The organism is Desulfobacter latus (assembly GCF_013389365.1).
GTDB classification, from domain to species: Bacteria; Desulfobacterota; Desulfobacteria; order Desulfobacterales; family Desulfobacteraceae; genus Desulfobacter; species Desulfobacter latus.
Genome location: NZ_JACADJ010000005.1, coordinates 87,601 through 112,775, shown reverse-complemented (window position 1 = coordinate 112,775; position 25,175 = coordinate 87,601). Strand labels below are relative to the sequence as shown.

The window sequence follows — 25,175 nt, the reverse complement described above, 5'->3', positions numbered from 1 at the left end:
TCCATGATCCAGGGCCCCCCCGACCCCCTTTTAAGGCTCCCCAACACCTTCCGCCCCTTTTACGGGGCCTTTGCCGGTCTGCGGCCGATCCAGATTGAGGCCATTGACCCCATCCTTGAAGGCCGGGACCTCATCGTCCAGGCCGCCACCGGATCGGGTAAAAGCGAGGCTGTAATGGCCCCGGCCCTGGAACGGGTCATCACCTCGGGCCGGGCCCACGGCGTGTTATACATCATTCCCACCCGGGCCCTGGCCAAGGATCTCATGCGCCGGTTTGACCCCATCATCACCGAGCGGCTGAACCTGATCCTAGCCATCCGGACCGGGGACATCAAAAAGGGGGGAACCCAGCGGCCGGACATCATGTTCACCACCCCGGAATCCCTGGATGTAATGCTGGGCAGCAGCAACACCAGCCTCAAAGCCTTTTTGGCCCGGGTGGGCACCGTGATTGTCGATGAAATCCATCCCCTGGTCCATCAGTACCGGGGCCGGCACCTGGTCTATCTATTCACCCGCCTGGAACGCAGAACCGGCGCGCCCATACAGAAAATCGCCATGTCCGCGACCATTGCCGGTATCTCCGAAGTCATGGATTTTCTTAATTTCAGGCCTGACGGCACCGCCATCTCGGCCAGTGCGGACCGGCAGATTCAGGCCCGCCTGCTCCATCTGAAAAAAGAAGAGACCGAGCTGCCCGCCCTGCTCAATGATTTGTACCGGGAATGGGGCTATCGAAAAATTCTCATTTTCTGCAACAGCCGGTCGGCCTGCGACCGGCTGTCCGGCATTGTCCGGCGCAACGGGGTGTTCAGGGAAGTCACCGAGCTGCACTACGCCAACCTCAAGGCAAAGGAAAGAAAAAAAGCGGAAGACCGGTTCCGTAAAAATCCCCATGCCCTGTGCATTGCCACCTCTACCCTGGAACTGGGCATTGATGTGGGGGATGTGGATGCGGTACTCCTTTACCAACCCCCGGGATCGGTGTCGGCCTTTCTCCAGCGCATCGGCCGGTCCAACCGCCGGGGGCAGTCCATTAATTTCTGGGGCATCACCGCCGGGGAGTCCGCCGGCAACCAGGTGATCCGCTTTCTTGCCCTGCTGGAACTGGGCCGCCAGGGAAAAATCGAGGCCCCGATCCCCAAAACCCTGCCCAGTGTGTTGAGCCAGCAGGTCATCTCCTGTCTTTACGAAAAAAAAGAAATTTCCCTCAATGCCCTGAAGGCCCTGTTTCCGGCCCACAAAAGCCTGCTGCCGGATATTTTCAAGTCCCTTGAAAAAAAAGGCTGGTTGAGACGGACCAAGCGGCCCGGCCTGCTCCGGGGCGGCTGGCAGTACCGGAACCATTTTATGGAATATAAAATCTGGGGAAACTTTCCGGAAAGCGAAAAGGAATACATCCTTGAAGTGAACATGGAATCCATTGCCGATATCCCCCAGTCCATTGTGGACCAGATGGCGGTGGGGGACCGGGTCTATCTTTCGGGCCGACGTCTTAAAATCCTGAAAATTGAAGAAAATGATCCCGGTAAAGTCACGGCCCGGCCGGCCATGAAAAAGAGTGATAAGGAGCTGGTCTGGGTCGGCTTGGGTGCCCATGTCTCCTGGGAAACGGCCCAGGCCATGGGGCGTATCCTGGAGAGCGGCGCCCTGCCCCGGGACAGCGGCCTCATGAGCCGGACCCAAAAATTATTCCACCATGAACTGTCATATTCTGAAAAGCGGGTGACGCTGGCCAACGGCATTGATGTGGTGCCGGGGACCCGGGCAAGGTTCCATTTCCGTACTTTTCTGGGGTCCGCCGGCAACCTGGTGCTGGAATGGGCTGTCCGGGACCATTTTCAGGATGATGACCTGGCAGTGGCCGCCAGCGAAACCGGTGTGGAATGTGCCTGCTGGATTGACTTTCAAAAACTGAACCTGCCCGTTACAAACAAAGCATTCCACACCTGGGTCTCGGCCCATTTCAGGGTGCTGCGCAACCTGATTCCCTTGAGTATTTTCTGGCGGACCCTGCCCCAAAAACAGATGATGGAAGAGGTGGCGGATTTCCTCTTTGATCAACGGGTGGCAGATACCTTTGCCCGGTATCTGCAATTAGGTTCGGATATTGTTTCCGGGGATATGGCCGACCTTGCCGAACCGTTGCCCATGGCTGCCGATGAATCGCCACGCTTTGAGATGGAAGCCGGCGCAGCGCTCCTGTCCCATGAAAAACAGACCGCAACACCGCCGGAAGATTCCCCTTTTTTATTTCCCGGATGGCAGGCCCCCTGCCTTGAGCCGAACCGGACCGACGCCCGCGCCCTTACCGCCACCATGGTCAGTGATTATATTTTCCACGGCCAGTGTGACCGCAGGTTTTGCCTGTCCTACCTTGGCCTGGCCCATCCTGTGACAGCGCAGGACGATGTCATGGCCCTTGCCCGGGAACAGGGCATCCAACATGAACAGGCGGTGCTGCAAGCCCTTGAACAACAGGGGAACCGCCCGGCAATCCCGGAACCGGCAGCGGCCGGCGAACCCCGGTGGGCCCCTTCCGTTAAGCTGCTGGAAGAAACAATCGCGCAACTGATCGGCCGTGACCCGGACAACGCCCGGCCGGTCTGGCTCTCCCAGTGCTATCTCAAAACAGAGGCGCCCATCCATCAATTCCCCCAAATTACAGGTATCGGCATCCCGGATCTTCTGAAGCTGTTCCCAGGCAAAGGCGGACAGACAATCATTGAAGCCGGGGATATCAAGCGCAGCCGGACACCAGGATACCACCATAAATGGCAGGTGGCCTTCTATGCCCTGGCACTGGAACAATTGATAGACCACTGCAAGCTGCCTGCCCGGGTCTCCGGCAAAGGCTTCATCATTACCCCGCCGCCGTTGGGCGACGTCCGGGAAACAGAACCGTATCAGATTCATGAATTTGATTTAACCCCTTATATGGCGGCCCTGCCCACGCTCCTGCACCATCTTGGCCATGTGCTTTCCGGCCTGCCGGTCCATGCAGATTACAGGCTTCAAAGCCTGTGCACTGCCTGTTCAGGATTCCCCGGCTGCTACCACCAGGCCCTGACCTGTGAGGAGATCCGGTTCCTGCCGAAATTAACCCGGGGCGAACTGGCGGCCCTGCAGCAGATGGGGTGCACCACCCTTGAACAGCTCTCTGGTACTCTTGAGCAAGAGAGTGTTGCGCTCTCTCCGGGACAGCAGAAAAAATTAATGGGATGGGGTGACGCCTTTTTAACCGGCCGCATCAGCTGCCACGAAAAAAAGACCCACCGCTTTCCAGCCAACCTGTCCAGGCGCATTTTCATCCACCTGGAAAAAGATCCCCTGAACGGCCTGCCCCGGGTCCTGGGGTGGCTGGTCTTGGATACAGACGGCCGGAAAACGGTTACATCAAATGTATGGACTATGGAAACCGAGACAGAGCGGCAGGCCGTCCGACAAACGTTCTTAAGTGAATTGGGGCGGTTGTGGGAACAGAGCATCCATGCCGGCCAGGGCCCCCATCTTTTCCATTTCGGCCCCCAGACACCGGCTGCCCTGAATCAATGGCTTGGGGAGGCACAGGACCCCGCCTGGGAATTTCTCCGCCAACCCCAGCCCTCGTCCTGGACGGATATACAAACGGTCCTGACCGCCCACTTTTATATGCCCGCGCCGGGCACAGCATCCCTTTACACCCTGGGCCGCATCTTCAAATGCCAAACCGTCCCTGCCCCGCCACCGACCCTGTTTCACCACAACAGCGGATATATCAGCGATATCGGTCGGGCTGCAACCGAAGTCAAAAAAGGCCTTGCGCTCATGGCTGAGTTGTACCAGACCGCCGTGTCCCAACTGCAAAGCCAGTGGATCAGGGAATGGCCTTCAAGCAACGATACAGATAAAAAAACCCGGGCCTATACAACATTCATCCAGGAGGAACAACGCCTGAAAGCGGCCGATATCATGATGCTCCAGGAACAGCCCCTGGCAGAGCGGATGCTGCGGTTCAGGTCCCTGGGATACCTGAAATTCCACCAGACCCGGCTGGACAGCACCGGGCGTTTTATCAATATTTTCAAAACCACAGACCAGACCCGGCCGGCCAAATTCCGCCAGGGGGATTTTCTCAAACTGGTGCCCCATGGCATGGCCGATCTGCAAAACGGCTTTCCCGTAATCATGGTGGAATATGACAGGCAAGCCGGTGACATCGGGCTCCTTTCCCGGTCCGGCAAGATCAATCTCAATAAAACATTTTTCTACTCCCTTGAAGAAGATATGGATGACTGGAACCGGGAAAAGCTGCACCACGCCGCCCAGACCCTGTTCTCAGAAAAAAAATATTTCCATCTGCGGCAGCTTCTGGCCGGAACAGCCCTGGAAAGGCAGCCACCGGCATCAGCGGCCTGGGTGGACACATGGCTGGCCCGGGATAACCACGGCCTCAACCCCTCCCAGCAGCAGGCGTTAAAACGCCCCTTCCAATACCGCACCGCCATGATCCAGGGCCCGCCCGGCACGGGGAAAACTCATCTGCTGGGATGGATCATCATTGCCCTGATCCGTGAAGCCCATGAAGCGGGAAAGCCCCTGCGCATCGGCATCAGCGCCCTGACCCACCAGGCCATTGACACGGTATTAAAAAAAGTGGTCCAACTGGTCAACCAGTATCTGCCGGGTGATTTTCCGGGTCAATGCGTCAAATGGGGGGAGGACGACACGCCGGCCTCCGAAAGATCCAATCCCGGTGATGCCGCCATGACCGTGGAATATACAAAGGACGCCCGGGATCTGCCCACCCGGTCTTGGCTGATTTTAGGCGCCACCGGATATGGATTTTATTCCCTGTTCAAGAGCAGGGACAAAGGCTTTCCCCTGGCCCTGGACTGGATGATTTTTGACGAAGCCTCCCAGGTCCCGGTGCCCCAGGCCCTGCTCAGTCTCATCTACGGCAGGGGAAATTTTCTTTTCCTGGGCGATGTCCACCAGCTTCCTCCTATTATCATGGGCAATTATGATCCCCATGACCCTGGTGATAATAAAGATGACAATGAAAACGAAATCCGCCTGAACAGATCCATTCTCTCCAATCTCCGGGACCTCTATCCTGAAGAGTGCCAGGTCACCCTGGACACCACCTACCGGATGAACAGAGAAATCTGCGCATTTCCATCCAAAACCTGGTACCACAGCCGGCTTTACCCGGCCCCGTCCGTGGAAAATGCACGGCTTTGCCTGGACGACCCGGATGAAACATACTCCCCAACGGGGGACGACCCGGTACTCAGTGACATCCTGAATCCGGAACAGCCTGTTACCCTGGTATTAACGGATCACCAGGGCTGCACCCAGCAATCGGATCTGGAGGCGGATCTCATGACCGCCCTGGCCGGCCGCCTGATCCTGGCCCACGGCCTATCCCCGGACCGGATGGCCATTATCACCCCCCACCGGGCCCAGAACAACGCCATCCTCCAGCGCTTAGGAAAAATCATGGCAGACCATCACCCCCCTGCCTGTCTCCCTCTTGTGGACACCGTGGAACGAATCCAGGGGGCCGAGCGGGAGGTCATCTTCTTCGGGCTCACCGCCTCGGACCCGGATCATCTGACCAGCGAATTTTTAAACAGCCCCAACCGCCTCAATGTAGCCATGACCCGGGCCGGAAAAAAACTGGTCATCATGGGCAGCCAGGCCTTTTTCTCGCTTATTCCCGATTCAGACACCCTGCTGGCGAGACACCGCTGCTTCAAACAGCTGCTAGCCCATTGCCGGGCCCAAAACGCAGTATTTCATTTTTCTAAACAGATATCCCTGAATAAAGGATTTTTATGAATAACAAAGTCATTAAAATACTTATTATTGGCATTTTTATCCTGGGCTTTGTGTTATTTTTTGCCTTTGACCTTCATCATCTGGTTTCTTTTGAAAATCTTAAAGCCCGACAAGCCTCCCTGGAGAAATTTTATGCCGCAAACACCTTTCTGACCATTGTCATTTATGCTGGGGCATATATCATTATAACAGGACTGTCACTTCCGGGCGCAGCCGTGATGACCCTGGCAGGCGGTGCCTTGTTCGGTCTGCCGGCAGGCACGGTTATTGTCTCATTTGCCAGCAGCATCGGTGCCACCCTGGCATTTCTTGCCGCGCGATTCCTGTTAAAGGACTATATCCAGGACCGATTTGCCGACCGGTTGCGAAAAATTAATGAAGGGATTGAAAATGATGGACCCTTTTATCTTTTCACCCTGCGGCTGGTGCCGGTGTTTCCCTTTTTCGTTATCAATGTGGTCATGGGGCTTACCCCCATTAAGGCGGGCATGTTTTATATCGTCAGCCAGGTGGGGATGCTTCCCGGCACCCTTGTCTACATCAATGCCGGCACCCAGCTGGCCCAGGTCAAAACCCCGTCCGGGATTCTTTCCCCCGCGTTGATCGCCTCTTTTGCGCTTTTAGGCGTTTTTCCCTGGATCGCAAGGGCCTTTACCAACGTTTTAAAAAAACGGCGGGTCATGGCAAAATTTCGTAAGCCCTCTCGATTTGACTATAACCTGGTGGTCATCGGTGCCGGTTCCGCAGGGCTTGTGACCTCGTATATCGCCGCCACGGTGAAAGCCGGTGTGGCATTGATTGAAAAGGACAAGATGGGCGGAGACTGCCTGAACACCGGGTGTGTACCCAGCAAATCATTGATCCGCAGCGCAAAAATGCTTTCCTATGCCAAACGGGCAAAGGAGTTTGGTTTTGAACGTGCCCGGGTTGACTTTCAATTTAGTGACGTGATGGCGCGGGTGGAAAACATCATAAAAAAAATAGCGCCCAATGACTCTGTGGAACGGTATACCCAACTGGGGGTTGACTGCATTTCAGGAGAGGCTCAAATTATCTCCCCATATGAAATTGAAGTAAACGGTAAAACCATAACCACCCGCAGTATTGTGGTGGCCACGGGCGCCGGACCCAGAATCCCGCCCATCCCCGGTCTGGATCAGGTGGCGTACCTGACCTCCGACACGGTCTGGGGCTTGCGGCAACTGCCCCGGCGTCTGCTGGTGGTGGGCGGCGGCCCCATCGGGTGCGAGCTCAGCCAGGCCTTTGCCCGTCTGGGCGCCCAGGTGACCCAGGTGGGCCGGGCGCCCCGGATCATGGGCCGGGAGGATGAGGATGTGGCGGATTTTATTAAAGCGATTTTCACCAAAGAGGGCATCCGGGTCCTCACCGGGCATAAGACCAAGGAAATACGGGTGGACGGGGACCGCAAAACCCTGATCTGCACCCGGAATTCTGACAAGCAGGACGTGGCTGTTGAATTTGACGCGATCCTGCTTGCCACAGGCCGCGCGGCCAATACCCGGGGCATGGGCCTGGAAAAACTGGGGGTGGCACTGAACCCTGACGGCACCATTAAAACCAATAAATGGTTGCAGACCTCCATTCCCAATATGTATGCCGCCGGTGATGTGGCAGGGCCTTATCAATTCACCCATGTGGCCTCCCACCAGGCCTGGTATGCGTGTGTAAACGCCTTGTTCGGGGACTTTAAAAAATTCAAGGCCGACTACCGGGTGATTCCCTGGTCCACCTTTACCGATCCCGAAGTGGCCCGGGTGGGGATGAACGAAACCGATTGCCTGGCCGCCAATATCCCGTATGAGGTTACCCGTTACAACATTGACGACCTGGACCGGGCCATTGCCGACGCTGAAGCCCACGGATTTGTCAAGGTGTTGACCGTCCCCAGAAAAGACAGGATTCTGGGGGTGACCATTGTGGGTGCCCATGCCGGTGATTTGATCCATGAATTTATTCTGGCCATGAAATACAATATCGGATTGAATAAAATTCTTGGCACCATCCATATTTATCCGACCCTGGCAGAGTCCGGCCGCTCTGCCGCCGGGGCCTGGAAAAGGGCCAGGATGCCTGAAACCGCCCTGGGATTTGTGGAACGATATCTGGCCTGGCAGCGCAAAAAATGACAAAAAATAATGCAGTGATTACTTTTATCAAATCCCCGGAAAAAGGCCGGGTCAAGACGCGACTGGCAAAGGGCGTGGGGGAAAAAGCCGCGCTGGCGCTGTATCAATATTTTGTGATGGATGTTCTGGATATGGTTCGATCAACACCCTGGGCGTTAAGGGTGTACTATCATCCTGAAAAGAGCGGTCGTCGCATCCGGTCATGGCTGGGCAACGATTTGGATCTTTTCCCCCAGGCCGGCACCACATTAGGCGATAAAATGCAAAATGCCCTGGCAGAGACCTTTGCCGCCGGGTATGAGCGGGCTGTTCTGATTGGGTCTGATTTGCCCGACCTGCCGCCTGACATCATTGATACCGCCTTTAACGCATTGAACAGCAGCGATGCGGTCATCGGCCCAAGTCCGGATGGCGGATTTTATTTGATCGGATTCACGGCCAAAGGGTTTATTCCCGAAATTTTTAATCATATTCCCTGGGGAACCCACCATGTATTTGACCTGACCCAGAATAATTTTTCGGGCCATGGTGTGTCACCCGTTTGCCTGCCGGTCTGGCGGGATATCGACACCAAAGCGGATTTGCAGCTCCTGGGGATTGATCCGGCAAGTGGGCCTGCCATGCACACCATCCGTTACCTGCAGAAAAAAGGACTGATATTTTGACTGCCCTGATATCCGTCATCATACCGGTATATTGTGAAAGCCATTGCATAAACCTGACCATTGACCGCATAAAATCATCAGCATCGGCATCGGGGATGGTTTCTTTGGTAGAAATCATTGTGGTGGACGGTGATCCGGAAAAAAGCACCCTGAAGGTCATCAATGATCCGGATATTATAAAAAAAGCATCTCCAGCGGGCCGGGGCGTGCAGATGAACACCGGCGCCCACACCGCAACCGCAGGTGTCCTGTTGTTTCTTCACGCAGATACCATTTTGCCTGCCAATGCGTTCAGGACGATTCTGGATGTCTGCCGGGACAAAGATATGGTTGCCGGTGCGTTTGATCTGGTCATTGACGGAGCGCATCCGGGTTTTCGCATCATCGAAAAAACCGCCACCCTTCGTTCCCGGATCACCCGTATTCCTTTTGGGGATCAGGCCATATTCATGAAGGCGGACTGTTTCCGTAAATTGGGGGGATATAAACCGATTGCGCTGATGGAAGATATCGACATTATGCTTAGACTCAGACAAAAGGGATACCGGCTCCGGTTTATTTCAGATCCGGTAATTACATCGGCCCGACGCTGGAAAAAAGAAGGCATGATATACACAACGTTCCGCAACTGGATGCTCCAATTACTGTTTTATATCGGCGTCAGTCCTGAAAAATTAAAAAACTACTATCGCTTTTTATAACAGCCATAGGCTGTTTAGGAATGAGAGCGAAATAAGGCCATGATCATCATTTGGGCCACCGTGTCGGTTGGGTTAAACGAAGTGACACCCAACATTTTGTAATTGTTGGATTTCGTTCCTCAACCCAACCTACCATTGGCCGAAACGATGATCAAGGCCCGCGCTCCCGGATATAGAAAAACGGGCAAATTATTTAAGATTCATGTTAACTATAACTGCGCTGACCGAATTTTTCATAACTGACCTGATTATATAAAAGCGTGTTCGCACCATGACCATCCATTTCACTTGCAGGATGGCCAATGCCGATAATCGCCTCCACCTGAATATGTTCCGGCAGATCAAGAATGCCTGCAATATAATCCGAGGCAGAGGAACCGTCGTCGCGGGTGCGCAGACGCATCTGTGCCCAACAGGACCCCAGTCCCAAATCCGCAGCAGCCAAATGAATAATAATGGCGGCAATGGAGGCGTCCTCAATCCAGACATCGCTTTTTGATGTATCGGCACACACGACCATGGCCAAAGGCGCATTTTTCAAAAAAGCGGCGCCATGGGATTTGGCCTGGGACAATTGTACGATGCGGTTCTTATCTTTGACCACCACAAACTCCCATGGATTAAAGCCTCTGGAACTTGGAGACCGAACTGCAGCTTCGATCAGAATATCGCACTGTTCAGAACTTACGGGTTTATCTTCAAACTGCCGGATGCTTCTTCTTTTACGCAATAATTCAATCAACATGTTTACTCCTGTTTCTTAGTCATTTTGGGGATCGGTTTTAACGTCGACCGCTGTAGGGGCAGCCCCTCGTGCCTGCCCTTAGGATTGCTACCAGTCATTTGTGCAACTCCTTTGGATCATTGAAATTAAAATCTCATTTCCCATGATGTTTTATTGACAAGCCGGAATAAGCTACGATATCATTTTTTATATTTTTCCCAAGTCCCTTATGTGCAGCGTTCAGATAATTATTAACAAAATTGGAGTAAATTGGAATATGCATTTACTGTCAGTACGATTTTGGACTATTTTTTTATCATTTATCCTGGTAGGTTGTGCAACCGGTCCCAAAAAAATATATCAAAAGACAAACAATGAAAATTTAATTTTGGCAAGTCAGGTGAAAATAGCAGAAAATGAATCTAAATGGGTTAAAGGCCCCCATTCAGAAAAAAGCCATCATCGGTTGGGACGATGGGCTGTGGAGTTCGGGGTCGGGGTTCTGTCCACCAACGATACGGTAGGCGACATAACCGGCCAATTTGACACCCTTGCAGGTGAATACGGTGCAGATATCTACAAATTGAGTGTTTATTATACTGTTAAGAAATTTCAATGGGAAATGGGCAATTATGTTTTTTATCCTCAGTTAGACGTGTTTCCTTCCATCACGCGATTCGAAGAAAACAGTGGAGACGGTTATCATAACATGAATTTTGCCGGAACATTGAAATGGACTGATTTTCACTGGAATAAATATCTTTATACAACCCTGGCAATGGGTGTCGGACTAGGCTATTTCGAACAGATCAACAGTTATGATCGGATAAAGCATGCGGACAAAGAACGATCACAATGGAAATTTTACTGGCCGATTCAGCTTACCCTGGCGTTACCGCAGTTCAAACGTCATCAAGTCGTATTGTACAATGACCACTGGTCCGGAGGATTCGGGGTGTTTGATGATGGGGGCTTTGATACTTATGGAATTGCCTACCGATTTATTTTTTATGAATAGGAAAGACACTGCTAGATAGACTCAAGAAAATGATTGCCTACAAAGGGGAAGATTACGGATAAAAAAAAAGAACACCTCTTTGACCAGGAATACCAATATCGCCTGGGATTCCCCAACCATGAAGTCAAAAAAAGCCTGACAGGCTCAATTCTCCACTTGCTTGCAAATGGGAAAAATTTAGGAAATAATAATGAGCAAGGAACAAGAACAGGTATTGTGCATCAACCGTAAACGCCTTCCCCAGTCCTGGGTAAGCCGGAGAACCGTCCTTCCAATGCATTTTTACACATTTGCCGACACATGCACCAAGGCTGGATTTTCTTTTGTTCGCCGGGGTATTGCTGAAGAAGACAGACAAAAAAAACAGATCATCCCGTATATTCTTCTGCAGACAGCCGATGGAAGCATGACTGCGGCCTACAACAGGCAGGGCAGCGAAAAACGGCTTCATGAGCTGTGGTCCATCGGGATCGGCGGCCATATCAACCCGGAAGACACCGCCATGGAGACAGACAGTTTTAAAAACATTTTAGAAACCGGCATGCAAAGGGAACTGGATGAAGAACTGATCCAGCGCGTTACAGGTGATCCCATTGAATTTATAGGGATTATCAGTGAAGATATCACGCCGGTGGGCAGCGTTCACATGGGGGCGGTATTTCTGATCAGGACACAAACCCCGGAAGGCTATCTGCCTGGGGATGAATTGCATCGCTTTACCTGGCATGCAACACAAACGCTTTGCCAACTGGATCTGGAGTTATGGTCCGAACTGGCCCTGGAACTTACTAATTCATTGAATCCAGCACTTTAAGTGCAACAGAACCATCTTTTTTAAGCACCTTTGACCCCCTTGTAATTTTACACAGGCTGATGCCGTATTTTTCAGCGATTTTCCGCTGGGTCATGCCCGCATGCAGTTCTTTTAAAAGCTTCCAGCGCAAAGAAAGGTCTGAAAGCTCCGCCGGTGTAAAAAGTTCTTCAAAAAAACAGTCCAGTTCATCTTTATTTTTTATGGATAAAATGACTTCCAGTAATTCCTGATCTATACGCATAAATTTAGTACCCGGCATTATTTTTTACTCGATCATCGAGTTTCACAAAACGAATGCACCCTGTAAGTATGGACGATTAGGTCTCCTTTGGTCCATTCATCGGCATCAAGCCCGGCTTTGATGCACAAATGGGATAAAAAGGAAGCAGCGTCAGGCAATTGTTCCCAGACCTGGGGAAGAAAGACCGCCTGTTTGCTTCCTTTTTTAATAATCACGCCATCCTTGAACGGCACAAGCCCTTGGACCAGCTCTTTTGCCGTACTGTATTCAAATTTTTCAGGCAATGACAAAAGACTGATTTCCAAGTCTACCTGGTCAAATTCATCCCCGCCAAGGGGTGCAAAACGGGAATCTTTAAACGCAGCAAGCTTTGCGGTTTTCCCAACCCCTGTCTTCAGAGATTCAACCGGTTCGATGACACCGATACATCCCCTTAAAGCACCGTTTTTATGCAGGGTTACAAACAGGCCCTGTTTGGCTTGCAAAAAGGGTTGATTCAAATCAACTTGTGTTGAATCCACAGGAATACCAAGTTCTTCGGCAATACCGGCGCGCGCCATTTGCAGCAGTATCTGCCCTTGTTTGTCACTAATCATCTGAAAACACCAGTAATAATTGATTTTGGGTTATGATTTTTTTTCCTTAAAATACAGATCCACCAGGGATTCGGCCAACCCCAGGTATGTCCGGGGGGAAAGCGCCCGCATGCGTTTCTTAACCTCCGGCGGCACCTTTTCAAGTTTGTCCACAAACCGGGCCAGATCCGCTTTCTGAATTTTTCGGCCCCGGGTCAGGTCTTTGAGCCGTTCATATGGATTGTCCTCACCATATACCCGCATCACGGTTTGAAACGGTTCGGCCAGAAGTTCGGGGTTATCATCAAGATCCCTTTCAAGCACCTCATGGTTTAAATCCACTTTTGACAGGCCCTTCAAGGCATTTTTCATCCCAATGGTAAAATACCCGAACACGGTACCGAGGCTGCGCAGCACGGTACTGTCGCTCAAGTCCCTCTGGAACCGGGATTTCTGTAGTTTAACCGCCAGGTGTTCCATCATGGAAATTGCAAGCCCCATATTACCTTCACTGTTCTCAAAATCAATGGGATTGACTTTATGGGGCATTGTGGATGATCCGGTTTCGCCTTCCTTAACCCGCTGTTTGAAGTATCCTAAACTGATATACCCCCACATATCACGGTCAAAATCAATCATCACCGCCGCCGCCCGGACCATGGCATGAAGCACCCTGGACAGGGAAGTGTTGGGATTTATCTGGGTGGTGAATAACATGGGTTCAAGCCCCAGGTGATCCCGGATAAACCGTTCAGACGCCGCCATCCAGTCAATTTCGGGGAACGCAAACACATGGGCGTTGTAATTGCCTGTGGCCCCGTTTATTTTTACCTGGATTTTAGTGTTTTCCAGCACCTGAATTTCCTGGTTCAAGCGCCAGGCAAAATTGATAAACTCTTTTCCCGGGGTCGTGGGGGTCGCAGCCTGCCCATGGGTGCGAGACATCATTGGAACATGTTTATAAAGCAGGGCTTTTTTTTCAATTTCCGCCACAAAATTTTTAAGCAGCTCAACCACAAGCTCCTTGCCTTTTTTGAGCATAAGCCCGTATGCCGTATTGTTGATATCTTCAGACGTGCATGCAAAATGCACCCATTCCCGTATTGGGGCCAGCCCTGCCGCATCCAACGCGTCTTTAATAAAATACTCCACGGCTTTTACATCATGGTTGGTCCGGGATTCTATCTCCTTGACCCTGAGCGCATCATCCGCATTAAAGTCATTTATTAAAACATCCAGCTTCGATAAATCCAAGGGCTGATCAGCCGGTAGAATTTCATGGACCTTTAAATCCGTTATCAAAAATTTGAGCCACTTAAGTTCAACCTGAACCCTGTGGTGAATCAGTCCGGATTCACTGAAAATATTTGAAAGAACACCGGTAAGACGGGCATAACGTCCGTCTATGGGTGTGATGCATGACACGTGTTTCATTTTTTCTCCATTAAATAAATCATTGTGGTGATTTTGTAATAAATTACAATAACAGATCAACCTTATCTTGACAATCCTGAAGGATTTAAAGTATTTTACGAACCTGTTTTTATTAATCTTTCAAGAAGCGAGCTTTGTGTGCCGCTGGCGTAAACTGGAGTAAATAGGTATTATGGCACTGACCAAAACCATTATTGCAGAAAAAATACAAAATGAACTGGATCTCTCAAGAAACGTTGCTTATGAGGTCATGGAAGAATTTCTTGAAATCATAAAAGAGACCATTTCAAGTGGTGAGGATATTATGATTTCCGGTTTCGGTAAATTTTGTGTTAATGAAAAAAAGGCAAGAAAAGGACGCAACCCTGCAACGGACGAAGAAATGACGCTTCCGGCCAGACGGGTTGTCACCTTTAAATGTTCCGGAAAACTTCGGGACTTGATCAATTCCGACACCCAGTAGAGCAATGTTTTTATCTGATTCGACGATCACCAATATTGTTCTTGTTACACTCATTGTTGATTTTACAATGAATTATGTGGCTGATCGTCTGAATATCGGCAGTCTCACAACACATCTGCCTGAAAAATTTTCAGATGTCTATGACCGGAAACGGTATGAACAGTCCCAGCATTATCTTAAGGCCACCACCCGGCTGGGTACGATCACGTCGACCATTGATCTTGGTATTCTTTTACTCTTCTGGTTTCTGGGCGGGTTCGGTGCCCTGGATCATTTTGTCAGGGGAACCGGATGGTCTTCCATGGGTTGCGGACTTTTATTCATTGGTATCCTTGCAGGATGCAAATTCATTATATCCCTGCCCTTTTCCATCTATGCCACCTTTGTCATAGAAGAAAAGTTTGGTTTTAACAAAACCACACCCAGGCTTTTTGTGCTGGACCTGCTGAAATCCATGATTTTATCCCTGGCATTCGGCATCCCTTTGCTGTCTGCCATATTCTGGTTTCTGGAAAGCACAGGGCCCTGGGCCTGGATAATCTGCTGGGGTGTGACCACAGCGTTCATGCTGACGCTTCAATACATCATACCCACATGGATCATGCCTTTGTTCAATAAATTCACCCCCCTTGAAGACGGTGAATTAAAAGACAAACTTTTGGCTTATGCGAAAACCATTGATTTTCCTTTGACTCAAATATTTGTCATGGACGGTTCCAAACGCAGCACCAAGTCCAATGCCTTTTTCACAGGTTTTGGTAAAAACAAACGCATTGTGCTGTTTGACACCCTGATCAACGCCCATACCCCGGATGAACTTCTGGCCGTACTTGCCCATGAAATGGGGCATTTCAAGAAAAAACACATCCAGCGGCGCCTGATTTTCGGCATTCTTCAGATGGGGGTTATTTTTTACCTGTTGTCTTTATTCATCACCCACCAAAGCCTGTTTACGGCATTTTATGTGGATACGCCCTCCATATATGCCGGCCTTGTTTTTTTCAGTATTCTTTTTTCCCCGGTTGACCTGGTCATCTCCATTATCATGCAGTTCTTCTCAAGAAAAGATGAGTACGAAGCCGACCGCTTTGCCGCGTTAACAACAAAAAAGGCCGGGGCCTTGATAACGGCGTTAAAAAAACTCAGTGCGGATAATCTTGCCAACCTTACCCCACACCCCTTTTATGTATTTTTAAATTACTCCCATCCGCCACTGACCCAGCGCATTGCGGCCATGGAAGAAATTGAGCGTACGGTCTGATATCATGAATATGAAACGGCTTTTGGTATTTGCGGATCTTCACGGCTATTTACCGGCCTGGCTCACGGTAAAAGCGTTGGCAGGCCCCGGTGATGCCGTTGCCATTGCAGGGGATCTGTTTGATACAAGGTATGGCAGCTACAATGATCCTGATTTTGCCCCGGAACAGATCCGGTCAACAATTGCCGACCTGGATTTTAAACTCTTTTATATTTACGGCAATTGTGATGTGGAAGGCTTCTGCAAAGGATTTTCCCATGAACTGAGCTTTCAGGTCTTTGATAAAACCATTTTCATGCATCATGGGCATAAAGATCCCCTGATAATTCCCCAGGGTACGGATATTGTTATTCAGGGGCACACCCACCTGCCTCAGTTAGAAAAAATTCAAAATCGCATCCACCTGAATCCAGGCTCCATCGCAGTTCCCCGGAACGAGACCCCCTCCTTCGCCGTCATTGGCAGCAACAGTATAAATGTGATGGCACTGTCCGGCAAAAAGCTGGCATCTCTGAATTTTTAGATTTTTTGTATACCAATCTCATACACGCCTTATGATTAATTTAAAATTAACTTTATTTTAATTTTTATATTAAAAATAAAATTATTGATTAATAAGCCACCTATGTTTATTTTAATCAACAATTTTAATCGATCATTCAGTTTCTTTTATTTTTAAAGAACCTGTTAATGGTTTACTGCCTGTATCTTTTACAGAGGGTTCATAAATAGAGAATAATTTTAGAAAGGAGTTGCAGATTATGGATATGAGATTTTCAAAAAGCAATGATGCACTGGGAACCAAAAACAGAGGAGATGCTTGTGAATCAAGCCTGTGTACCCTGTGCCGGGCGGAATGCGTCGGAAAATGCGAAACCTGGCTGTCCAGCATGGTGGGCCGCAAACTGCTGTACCCCCGCAGCTTTGGCCTGGTAACAGCCGGAGCCAACAACACCAGCCATGTGGGGGTTTCTTACAACAGCCTGAGAGTCCAGGGATATGCCTATGGGGCCAGCGGTATGGCAGACGAACTGACCAACAGCCCGGATGACTGTATTTTTCCCAATGTGTCTCTGGAAACCGAATTTGGCAAAAAACAAAAAACCAAGGTAAAAATGCCTTTGATGACCGGTGCCTTAGGCTCCACCTTCATCGCAGAAAAATACTGGGATTCCTTTGCCATTGGCGGCGCACTTGTGGGCATCCCCGTGGTCATCGGAGAAAACGTGGTCGGTGTTGACCGCAACTCTGAGATTTCAGACATCGAAACCAAACAGGGAAAAATAAAAAAAGCACCGGAGCTGGACCGCCGTATTGATACGTACCTGCGGTATCATGACGGCTACGGCGCCATCATTGTTCAGCTCAATGTGGAAGACACCCGCAACGGCGTGGCCGAATACGTGGTGGACAAATATGGTGACAAATGTATCATCGAGTTGAAATGGGGACAGGGGGCTAAAAATATCGGCGGAGAAATCCAGGTGCGTTCCCTGGACTATGCGACCTTTCTGAAAGACCGCGGCTATGTCGTAGACCCGGATCCCTCAAAAGCGGATGTCCGTCAAGGGTTTGAACAAGGCGCCATCAAGTCTTTTGCCCGCCACAGCCGGCTGGGCGCCACCAATCTCTCCTCTGTGGACCAAGTCCAGGAGGATTTCATGAACAGTGTGGCATACCTGCGAAGCATCGGATTTGAGCGGATCACCCTGAAAACAGGTTCCTACGGCATGGAAGAATTGGCCATGGCCATCAAGTTTGCCACAGATGCGGAACTGGATCTGCTCACCATTGACGGTTCCGGCGGCGGCACGGGCATGAGTCCCTGGAATATGATGCAGAGCTGGGGCGTTCCTTCCGTCATCCTCCATGCAAAGGCCTATGAATACGCAAGTATTCTGTCTGCCAAAGGAAAAAGCGTCGTAGACATGTCCTTTGCCGGTGGATTTGCACTGGAAGATCATATTTTTAAAGCCTTGGCCGTAGGCGCGCCTTACACCAAGATGGTGTGCATGGGCCGGGCGGTTATGATTCCGGGCTTTTTAGGTGCCAACATTGAAGGGGCGATCTACCCGGAACGCCGGGCTGAGGTCAATGGAAACTGGAATGAACTGCCAAAGAATGTTCTGGAAATAGGCAAGACTGCAGATGAAATTTTTGCGTGCTACCATGATCTGGCAGATAAGCTCGGCAAGGATGAAGTCGGTAAAATCCCCTATGGCGCGATTGCCTTCTACACCCTGGCGGATAAGCTGGGATGCGGCCTGCAGCAGCTCATGGCCGGCGCCAGAAAGTTCTCACTGGACAAAATCACCCGGCATGAAATTTTTTCCGGGAACCGGGAGACTGCCAAGGAAACAGGAATTCCGCATGTGGCAGACATTAACGATGAAAGTGCCAGAAAAATTCTGAATTCTTAACTTGCGTCTAAACGAAAATCCCGTTTGAGGACGAAAAGTCACCCAAATGCAACGCTGCAAATGGGTGACTTTTCGTTTAAACGGCGATCATCGAGTCAAATAATAATCTATTGGGCTTTCATATTGATCCAGAACAAGGTGGCAGGCTCTGTCAGGGGATTGACCCACTGACTTGGAAAATCTTTACCCAGAAAAATGGTGTCCCCCGCTGACATGTCCTCAGCCCTGTTATCCAGAACCAGCTCAAGGCGACCGGACACCAGGTGTCCCAGTTCAGGACCTTTGTAAACCATGAAATGGGCGTTGAGCCGTTTTTCCGGCAAAAAGGTTATCAAAAAGGCATCCATGGGCAAATCCAGGTCCGGAGGGGTCAACTGGGCGATTTCAATACTGTTTTTATCCAGATCCGATCGGATGATGCGCACGGCTTCATCACTTGAAAAGATGTCCCTGGGACCGGGTATCCGGGGCTTGAAAAACGAGGCCACGTCCACGGATAGATTTTCTGCAATACGGTAAAGCGCCGGTAAAGACGGAAACACATGATTGCTTTCGATCTGTGAAATGGTGGAGGGGGTAACCCCGGCCAGGCGGGCCAGCTCTCTCTGGGACATTCCCTGGTGGCTGCGGAACGCCTTGACGGCCTGGCCCAGATCCAGGATAACCGCTTTTTTTGTTTCAGCTTTCCGAAGCTGGATCTCCCCGTTTTTACAAAAATAGGGAACCGGGATACCCAAATCGGCAGGGTAGCGTTTGTCTGCCTTAAGAAGCTTAATGCAGGATCGGCCCTGGGTCATGGTTAAATCCACCGCGACCTGGGCGATTTGATTGATATGCGCCCTGATCCGGCTCGAATGGGCATTTTTTTCGACAATCCAATAAGCAATGGTATCCATTTCATAGAGCCTGGGACAGGAGTGGGAATAAAATTTCAGGATCTGATCTTCTCCTTCCCATAGATCCTGCATTCCCGTAAGGCTTTCCATGACAAACCGCACATCTCCGGAAAGCGTGCGGTGCAGGGCATCAATGGCACCAAGCACCGTATCCGGTTTCCAGGGATCATTCACCCGGATAACCTGACAAGGCCACTGGGCGCCGTCTTTTTCATAAAATTTATTGAACACGTCGGCCTTGTCACCCTTGCCGTTGGTAAAGCAGTCCAGAATGCTGAGCCGGGGGTTATCCGCCAGAGGGCCCAGGGTCTGGATAAGATTTTTCGGTGACCTGTCAAAGGAAACATATACAATGGGTTTGCTCTGCTGGTGGGACGCCTGGATGAATTTCAAGCAAAAAGGATAGGCCAGACTGCCGGCGTCATCATACCAGACCACGTTGTCACCGATAAACAGTCCGTTGAGCAGCCGGTCCAATCCGGGGATTCCTGAAGACACCTTTTTTTTAATCATAAATAATAATTCCAATTTTTTTAATTAACTATTCCGTACCAGGACATCATATCAGAAACAATTTCATAAAACCATTTTCATGCGTTACAGACCCAGGGTAATCTCTGATCATTGGTTTGAAAAAAAGCGTCCGGCATGGTAGTATTCATTCGCTGCCACAGGGCCCCAAGCGGTTCTGAAAGGCTTTTGTGACGGCTGGATTCGTTATTATTTAAGGAGAAAAAATGGCACCCTGTGAAGCTGAACCGAAACCCGTCAATATAGATCCGGACCAGGACGCATGGTTTACGGCATTTTTCCTTGAAAACCATATTGATCCATTTGCCTATCCCATAGAGGTCGGATCCCGGGAGCAAGTGGAATTTATGGTATATCCGGAAAATAATGAACGCTTCTATCCCTGTTCCGATACCATGTTTAATGCAATCATGTCCCGGAAAAGGCCAAGGTTCCTGACGAACCGTTACCGTGACGTACTTGACAAAATTTTTGCCATTATCAAAGCGTTCATTGATTCGGAATATGACCGGGCATTTTTATCCCGACTGATAAAAATAAAATATGATAACGAAATTCAAAGCCGCCTGCTCATACCCTCCCGGCTTGAAAAACGCCTGTATAAAATTTTCTTAACCCGCACCCAGATCGAAGACCCATATAAAAGCCAGAAAAAAAAGGAAAATGACAGGGCATACACGTTCATGGCCTCGGAATCCTTTAAAGAAGCGTTAAACGAAGTTGACGGTGCCATTGACACCATGAAGGGATTCACCCTCGAACAGGTTAAAGCCCAAATCAATGAGATAGAGTTCACACGACGGCTCTCCCTTTTAACGGCCTCCGCCCTATGGCAGGATGACAACTTCAAGATGCCCTCGACTTCGGCCATAAAAACCCTGTTAAACGCCAGAATTACAGGCAACGGCATGAAGCGGCTCCTTGAACTGGTGAATGCGCCAAAATCAAAAATTCTATGGCTTACCGGGGAGTCCGGGGAGGTGGTGGCGGACATTGCCATTGCTCAATTCCTTGCAAACATCGGCCACGTTGTAATCCTTGCGGTCAAGGAAAAACCATTTTTTAAAAAAGTCTGTCTGAACGACACCCGGACAGACCCGGTCCTTGTCAAGGCCCTGGAACAGGCCCACTTCATCCACGACAAAGCCATCAGTAAAAACAAGCTGCTCCAGCGCCTGAAACAGGATGAACATCTATATGTGATCTCCGACGGCACCCAGGAAGCACTGAATCTTCTGTTGGTCTCCACCACCTTTTCACGGGTTTTCAAGGAGGTGGACTGCGTGGTGACAAGGGGGCCGAAACAAAGAAGCCGGATGATCCAAACCCATTTCAGGTTTACCCGGGATGTAATCAATATCTGCGCAAAAGAAAACAGGCTGGACATTGTCTTTAAGCCCAGGCATCCTGACTTTATTAATTTCAGCCATATGGATCTTGAAGGGAAAGCCAATAAAATTATTTCTGAAATGACGCAGGCCAAAAATGAAAACATGACCGTGATGTTCTATTCGGGTATTATCGGTTCCATCCCCGGCAAAATTGATGTGGCCAAAAAAATAATGAACCGTTTTATTGAACATTTAAAAAACCAGTCCGACAATCTGTTTATCATTAATCCTTCTTCATATTATGAGCCGGGAATGGATGCCGATGACCTGATGTATATGTGGGAAATTGTTCAACGAAGCGGATATATTGATATCTGGCGTTTCCAGACCTCTGATGATATTTCCCGAAGTTTTGCAATCATGGGACAGAAGGTCCCGCCGGAATGGATTGGAAAGGATGCCACCTATTCCACCGGCTGCACCAAGGAGATGCGCATTGCCCAGGAGGTCCAGAAAGAGAACCCGGAAATGCAGCTTATAGGACCTGCGGTGGATAAATTCATGCGCAGGGATGAATATGGGGTGGGCTCCATGTATGATCGACGCCTGGCCTGGATGCCGGAAAGACGCAAGTCGGATCGACGGAAGAGTGGACGCCATGCATGATCAACAGGCTGTCAATAAAGGATGACAATACCAACAGTTTATGTAACCTCCGAACTTAACGCAAGCTTTACCTGTGAATCATGCGGAAAGTCTTACACCAAGGATGTGTCCAAGTTTGTCAGGCACAAGGCCCGGGTCCGGTTGAAATACAAATGCAAGTGCGGGCATATTTTCAGCGTGATATTAGAACGACGGCGGACCATCCGCAAGGACGTCTGCCTTAAAGGCGTACTCATGCAGAACGAGAAGCAGTACCCCGGTGAGATCACGGATATCTCCCCCAACGGCCTTCGGTTTAAAACCCTGAGAAAGGCCTTGATCAAAGAGGACAGCACGGCTGAGATCAAGTTTACCCTGGATAATCCGAACTGTTCCGAAGTTCGCAGGTTTATAAAGGTCCGAAAAGTCCTTTCCGAATACAGCTTTGGCTGCGAATTCGAGAGCAGCGAGCATTTTGATGATCTGGGAAAATATTTTTTGTTTTATTTTTGAGAGAAAAGAGGCTTATGGAACAGAATGAATGCACCGGGATGACCCGGCGGGAATTTTTGCAGGGCTGTACAGCAACGGCCATAACCCTGGCAGGGGCCGGACTTTTCCAGGGGTGTGCCATTGATCCGGTTACCGGACAAAAGCAGTTGATGCTCATGAGCCGGGATCAGGAAATATCCGTGGATAAACAGCAGTCACCTTTCCAGTTTTCTTCGGACTATGGTGTGACCCAGGATAAAGAACTGAACCGGTATGTTGCCGGCGTGGGCCAATCCATGCTGCCCCAGGTCCATCGCCCCGACATGCCCTATAATTTCCAGGTGGTCAATGCCACGTATATAAACGCCTATGCTTTTCCCGGCGGGTCCATTGCCGTGACCCGGGGGATTTTACTGGCGCTTGACAATGAGGCGGAACTGGCCTCACTTCTGGGGCACGAACTGGGGCATGTCAATGCACGGCATACGGCCGAACAGATGTCCAAAGGACAGATATCATCCATTCTGATCGCAGGTCTGTCAGCGGCAGCAGAGACCCAGGGTGCCGGATTGGGCGATTGGACCCAGAAACTTGGAAGCCTGGGACAGGGGCTGTTCCTTTCCAAATACTCACGGGATAACGAACGTGAGGCCGATACCCTGGGGCACCGGTACATGGCCCGGTCCGGATACAATTCCAAAGGGTTTACCGGGCTTATGGAAATGCTCAACGAAATGAATACCACAAAGCCCAATTCAACCCAGATGCTGTTTGCCACCCATCCCATGAGCCGGGAACGGCTGGATTCCGCCAGAGACAGAGACCGCGGCATATACCGGGAAACCCATTCCCTGAGCCTGTACCGTGACCGGTATATGGACCACACAGCAAATTTAAGATCACAGAAAACCCTGATCGCCAAACTCCAGGAAGCGGATAAATTCCTGGCCAAAGCGCAGTATGACCAGGCCGAGGGGGCATTAATGTCTGCACTCAGATTAAATGACAATGATTATACCGCCCAGGTGATGACAGCCAAATGCATGCTGATCAGGAAAAAGAATAAGAACGCCGCCTACCATGCCGGCCTTGCCAAACAGCTTTTCCCCCGGGAAAACCAGGGACATTATATTTCCGGGCTCTCCAATCTGGCTTTAAAAAAACCCATGCAGGCCCATGCGGATTTTACTGCATGCAGCAGGCTGCTGCCGGGAAATCCCCAGACAACCTTTTACCAGGGGTACGCCCTTGACATGGCCGGCAGAAAACAGGCGGCCGCCCGGGAATATGTGGCATATCTTAAAGCGGTCAATTATGCGTCAAATCAGTACAGCCAACATGCGTATAAGCGGCTTAAGGCATGGAATTATAAATAGTGCCTGACCGAAAATCGTAAATTTGGCCTTGGTCATATTTCAGGCCATACGGATTTCCGGTAGGTTGGGTTTATGGCATGGCCAAGTCAACAGACTGTAACTTAATAGTATAGGAATTTCCATTCCCAGCACCCAGCACCTAACAGTCCACCCAAAGGGCGATAGTGGAATCATCGAGTGTAAATTAAAAACAGCCTTGACCAGTAGGCAAAACCATGGCAGAACTAATAAAAATTTATTGAAGTGATGTCTGGGAATATTCAAAACCATGTAAGAATTAAAGCTCTTTGAAAATTTATTACAAATTGCATCAAAGCTGGAAAAAAATCCGTTTCAGGCAAATCCCTTGCTGCTGTAGCGATCAGCTATTTTTTTTCGTGTCTGAATTTCGGGATAAAAGTTACATTTTGGAATAATAGAAAAAACAGACTACACGGTTTATATTTCATTTTATTTCAGGTGGTTAACATAGAAAATAGATGTATGCATTTTTTGTACCATAAATCATCAAAATAAGCTAAATCATTTTTTGATTTTTTATGAAAATTTTTACACATCACAACCAATTGAATTTAAATATATTTTTATCTACGGTAAGGGTTGGAATGAGCACCGCTTATGAAGGTGATTGAGACTAAATTAGCAGCAGATATTAGCCCAGCACCTGGTTGGAATGAGCACCGCTTATGAAGGTGATTGAGACCATGGTTCATGTGGCCAATGAGATCCAGCTCGGGTTGGAATGAGCACCGCTTATGAAGGTGATTGAGACCCCATCAAAATTATACCAAGAAAATTCTCCAGTGGTTGGAATGAGCACCGCTTATGAAGGTGATTGAGACAGTTTGCATTTCTTCCACCACAACACCAAAGATCTGTTGGAATGAGCACCGCTTATGAAGGTGATTGAGACAGTTCTTCTTCGTACTCCATTATTATTTTAAGTTCGGTTGGAATGAGCACCGCTTATGAAGGTGATTGAGACACTTCTCCGCCAACTACACCTTTGTGTGCAAGAGTTGGAATGAGCACCGCTTATGAAGGTGATTGAGACCTATAACTATCATCAAGGTATTCTTCAAGGGTAGGTTGGAATGAGCACCGCTTATGAAGGTGATTGAGACAATGAATTTAATGGGATAGCAACAATAATAAGTTGGAATGAGCACCGCTTATGAAGGTGATTGAGACGCCATTCCTTATATCAAGAATCTCTATTTTTTTGTTGGAATGAGCACCGCTTATGAAGGTGATTGAGACTGCAGCAATCGCCGCTGAAGTTAATAATCTTGCTATTGTTGGAATGAGCACCGCTTATGAAGGTGATTGAGACAATAGGCAGTATACCCGTACCGCACACGAATACCGTTGGAATGAGCACCGCTTATGAAGGTGATTGAGACTGATTTTAATTATCCATCCAATAAGTCTTTTGTTGGAATGAGCACCGCTTATGAAGGTGATTGAGACGGGTTGTTAGAAATGAATATTTCAGTCATATTGTTGGAATGAGCACCGCTTATGAAGGTGATTGAGACATTGAACTTATTACATACAAAGCTAAAACTAAAATGTTGGAATGAGCACCGCTTATGAAGGTGATTGAGACCTTCGTGGT

18 protein-coding genes and 1 CRISPR repeat array (1 of these 19 running past the window's edge) are annotated in these 25,175 nt (G+C 49.5%); of the genes, 13 read left to right on the top strand and 5 right to left on the bottom strand.

Going from position 1 to position 25,175, the window contains the following annotated elements:
* The first annotated feature begins 3 nt into the window (after window positions 1-3).
* From HXW94_RS02685 to HXW94_RS02670, 4 genes are read left to right on the top strand one after another with little or no spacing between them, the layout of a single operon-like run.
* Window positions 4-5,823 (top strand): DEAD/DEAH box helicase, encoded by a 5,820-nt coding sequence (locus tag HXW94_RS02685; protein ID WP_178365363.1) that lies wholly within the window; start codon window positions 4-6, stop codon window positions 5,821-5,823.
* The gene (locus HXW94_RS02680; protein WP_178365362.1) at window positions 5,820-7,970 is read left to right on the top strand and encodes an FAD-dependent oxidoreductase; all 2,151 of its coding nucleotides are present in this window, start codon (window positions 5,820-5,822) and stop codon (window positions 7,968-7,970) included. The genes HXW94_RS02685 and HXW94_RS02680 overlap by 4 nt, the downstream gene beginning before the upstream one ends.
* Window positions 7,967-8,635, top strand: coding sequence for a TIGR04282 family arsenosugar biosynthesis glycosyltransferase (locus HXW94_RS02675; protein ID WP_178365361.1), 669 nt, complete (start codon window positions 7,967-7,969; stop codon window positions 8,633-8,635). Before HXW94_RS02680 ends, HXW94_RS02675 begins: the two co-directional genes overlap by 4 nt.
* Entirely contained in the window at window positions 8,632-9,336 is a 705-nt protein-coding gene (locus HXW94_RS02670; protein WP_178365360.1) for a TIGR04283 family arsenosugar biosynthesis glycosyltransferase, read from the top strand. Before HXW94_RS02675 ends, HXW94_RS02670 begins: the two co-directional genes overlap by 4 nt.
* A 205-nt stretch (window positions 9,337-9,541) precedes the next feature.
* Here the strand turns inward: HXW94_RS02670 and HXW94_RS02665 are convergent, their stop codons facing one another.
* Window positions 9,542-10,081 carry a nitroreductase family protein gene (locus HXW94_RS02665; RefSeq protein WP_178365359.1) on the bottom strand — a complete coding sequence of 180 codons (540 nt, stop codon included), beginning with the start codon at window positions 10,079-10,081 and terminating at the stop codon, window positions 9,542-9,544.
* Window positions 10,082-10,460: 379 nt separating this feature from the next.
* On the opposite strand from HXW94_RS02665, the gene HXW94_RS02660 reads away from it, so the two are divergent.
* A complete protein-coding gene (locus tag HXW94_RS02660; protein WP_178365358.1) occupies window positions 10,461-11,078 on the top strand; it encodes a hypothetical protein in 618 nt (205 codons plus the stop codon).
* 190 nt (window positions 11,079-11,268) lie between these two features.
* Window positions 11,269-11,892 carry a phosphoesterase gene (locus HXW94_RS02655; protein WP_178365357.1) on the top strand — a complete coding sequence of 208 codons (624 nt, stop codon included), beginning with the start codon at window positions 11,269-11,271 and terminating at the stop codon, window positions 11,890-11,892.
* Here the strand turns inward: HXW94_RS02655 and HXW94_RS02650 are convergent.
* Genes HXW94_RS02650 through purB form a run of 3 tightly spaced genes read right to left on the bottom strand, consistent with a single transcriptional unit; the run spans window position 11,867 to window position 14,142 of the window.
* Entirely contained in the window at window positions 11,867-12,133 is a 267-nt protein-coding gene (locus HXW94_RS02650) for a Trp family transcriptional regulator (protein WP_178365356.1), read from the bottom strand. The genes HXW94_RS02655 and HXW94_RS02650 overlap by 26 nt on opposite strands.
* Before the next feature lie 32 nt (window positions 12,134-12,165).
* Window positions 12,166-12,729 (bottom strand): AmmeMemoRadiSam system protein A, encoded by a 564-nt coding sequence (gene amrA / locus HXW94_RS02645; RefSeq protein ID WP_178365355.1) that lies wholly within the window; start codon window positions 12,727-12,729, stop codon window positions 12,166-12,168.
* A gap of 30 nt (window positions 12,730-12,759) precedes the next feature.
* Window positions 12,760-14,142 (bottom strand): adenylosuccinate lyase, encoded by a 1,383-nt coding sequence (purB, locus tag HXW94_RS02640; protein ID WP_178365354.1) that lies wholly within the window; start codon window positions 14,140-14,142, stop codon window positions 12,760-12,762.
* 172 nt (window positions 14,143-14,314) lie between these two features.
* Between purB and HXW94_RS02635 the strand changes: the two genes are divergently transcribed.
* From HXW94_RS02635 to HXW94_RS02620, 4 genes are all read left to right on the top strand, one after another.
* Complete coding sequence (locus HXW94_RS02635) at window positions 14,315-14,605, top strand: integration host factor subunit alpha (protein WP_178365353.1); 291 nt, start codon at window positions 14,315-14,317, stop codon at window positions 14,603-14,605.
* A 4-nt stretch (window positions 14,606-14,609) separates the two neighbouring features.
* Window positions 14,610-15,866, top strand: a complete 1,257-nt coding sequence (locus HXW94_RS02630) for a M48 family metallopeptidase (protein ID WP_178365352.1) — start codon at window positions 14,610-14,612, stop codon at window positions 15,864-15,866.
* A complete protein-coding gene (locus tag HXW94_RS02625; protein ID WP_246293703.1) occupies window positions 15,850-16,389 on the top strand; it encodes a metallophosphoesterase family protein in 540 nt (179 codons plus the stop codon). The genes HXW94_RS02630 and HXW94_RS02625 overlap by 17 nt, the downstream gene beginning before the upstream one ends.
* Before the next feature lie 238 nt (window positions 16,390-16,627).
* Entirely contained in the window at window positions 16,628-18,286 is a 1,659-nt protein-coding gene (locus HXW94_RS02620) for a glutamate synthase-related protein (protein ID WP_281357789.1), read from the top strand.
* Window positions 18,287-18,393: 107 nt separating this feature from the next.
* On the opposite strand, the gene HXW94_RS02615 is transcribed toward HXW94_RS02620, so the two are convergent.
* Window positions 18,394-19,695: a helix-turn-helix domain-containing protein gene (locus HXW94_RS02615; RefSeq protein WP_178365350.1), complete on the bottom strand. Its 1,302-nt coding sequence runs from the start codon at window positions 19,693-19,695 to the stop codon at window positions 18,394-18,396.
* 224 nt (window positions 19,696-19,919) lie between these two features.
* Between HXW94_RS02615 and HXW94_RS02610 the strand changes: the two genes are divergently transcribed.
* From HXW94_RS02610 to HXW94_RS02600, 3 genes are read left to right on the top strand one after another with little or no spacing between them, the layout of a single operon-like run.
* Window positions 19,920-21,710, top strand: coding sequence for an ARMT1-like domain-containing protein (locus HXW94_RS02610; RefSeq protein WP_178365349.1), 1,791 nt, complete (start codon window positions 19,920-19,922; stop codon window positions 21,708-21,710).
* Window positions 21,711-21,731: 21 nt separating this feature from the next.
* Window positions 21,732-22,202, top strand: a complete 471-nt coding sequence (locus HXW94_RS02605) for a PilZ domain-containing protein (RefSeq protein WP_178365348.1) — start codon at window positions 21,732-21,734, stop codon at window positions 22,200-22,202.
* 14 nt (window positions 22,203-22,216) lie between these two features.
* A complete protein-coding gene (locus HXW94_RS02600) occupies window positions 22,217-23,557 on the top strand; it encodes a M48 family metalloprotease (protein ID WP_178365347.1) in 1,341 nt (446 codons plus the stop codon).
* Between the two features lie 599 nt (window positions 23,558-24,156).
* Window positions 24,157-25,175: direct repeats of the CRISPR family, unit length 36 nt; unit sequence GTTGGAATGAGCACCGCTTATGAAGGTGATTGAGAC; it runs 200 nt beyond the window's last position.

Coding starts and splice junctions, on each gene's coding strand:
- HXW94_RS02650 (WP_178365356.1), bottom strand. CDS start 12,133: ATGCGTATAGATCAGGAATTACTGGAAGTCATTTTATCCATAAAAAAT.
- HXW94_RS02610 (WP_178365349.1), top strand. CDS start 19,920: ATGGCACCCTGTGAAGCTGAACCGAAACCCGTCAATATAGATCCGGAC.
- HXW94_RS02655 (WP_178365357.1), top strand. CDS start 11,269: ATGAGCAAGGAACAAGAACAGGTATTGTGCATCAACCGTAAACGCCTT.
- HXW94_RS02605 (WP_178365348.1), top strand. CDS start 21,732: ATGACAATACCAACAGTTTATGTAACCTCCGAACTTAACGCAAGCTTT.
- HXW94_RS02635 (WP_178365353.1), top strand. CDS start 14,315: ATGGCACTGACCAAAACCATTATTGCAGAAAAAATACAAAATGAACTG.
- HXW94_RS02680 (WP_178365362.1), top strand. CDS start 5,820: ATGAATAACAAAGTCATTAAAATACTTATTATTGGCATTTTTATCCTG.
- purB (WP_178365354.1), bottom strand. CDS start 14,142: ATGAAACACGTGTCATGCATCACACCCATAGACGGACGTTATGCCCGT.
- HXW94_RS02685 (WP_178365363.1), top strand. CDS start 4: ATGATCCAGGGCCCCCCCGACCCCCTTTTAAGGCTCCCCAACACCTTC.
- HXW94_RS02665 (WP_178365359.1), bottom strand. CDS start 10,081: ATGTTGATTGAATTATTGCGTAAAAGAAGAAGCATCCGGCAGTTTGAA.
- HXW94_RS02600 (WP_178365347.1), top strand. CDS start 22,217: ATGGAACAGAATGAATGCACCGGGATGACCCGGCGGGAATTTTTGCAG.
- HXW94_RS02620 (WP_281357789.1), top strand. CDS start 16,628: ATGGATATGAGATTTTCAAAAAGCAATGATGCACTGGGAACCAAAAAC.
- HXW94_RS02675 (WP_178365361.1), top strand. CDS start 7,967: ATGACAAAAAATAATGCAGTGATTACTTTTATCAAATCCCCGGAAAAA.
- amrA (WP_178365355.1), bottom strand. CDS start 12,729: ATGATTAGTGACAAACAAGGGCAGATACTGCTGCAAATGGCGCGCGCC.
- HXW94_RS02615 (WP_178365350.1), bottom strand. CDS start 19,695: ATGATTAAAAAAAAGGTGTCTTCAGGAATCCCCGGATTGGACCGGCTG.
- HXW94_RS02630 (WP_178365352.1), top strand. CDS start 14,610: ATGTTTTTATCTGATTCGACGATCACCAATATTGTTCTTGTTACACTC.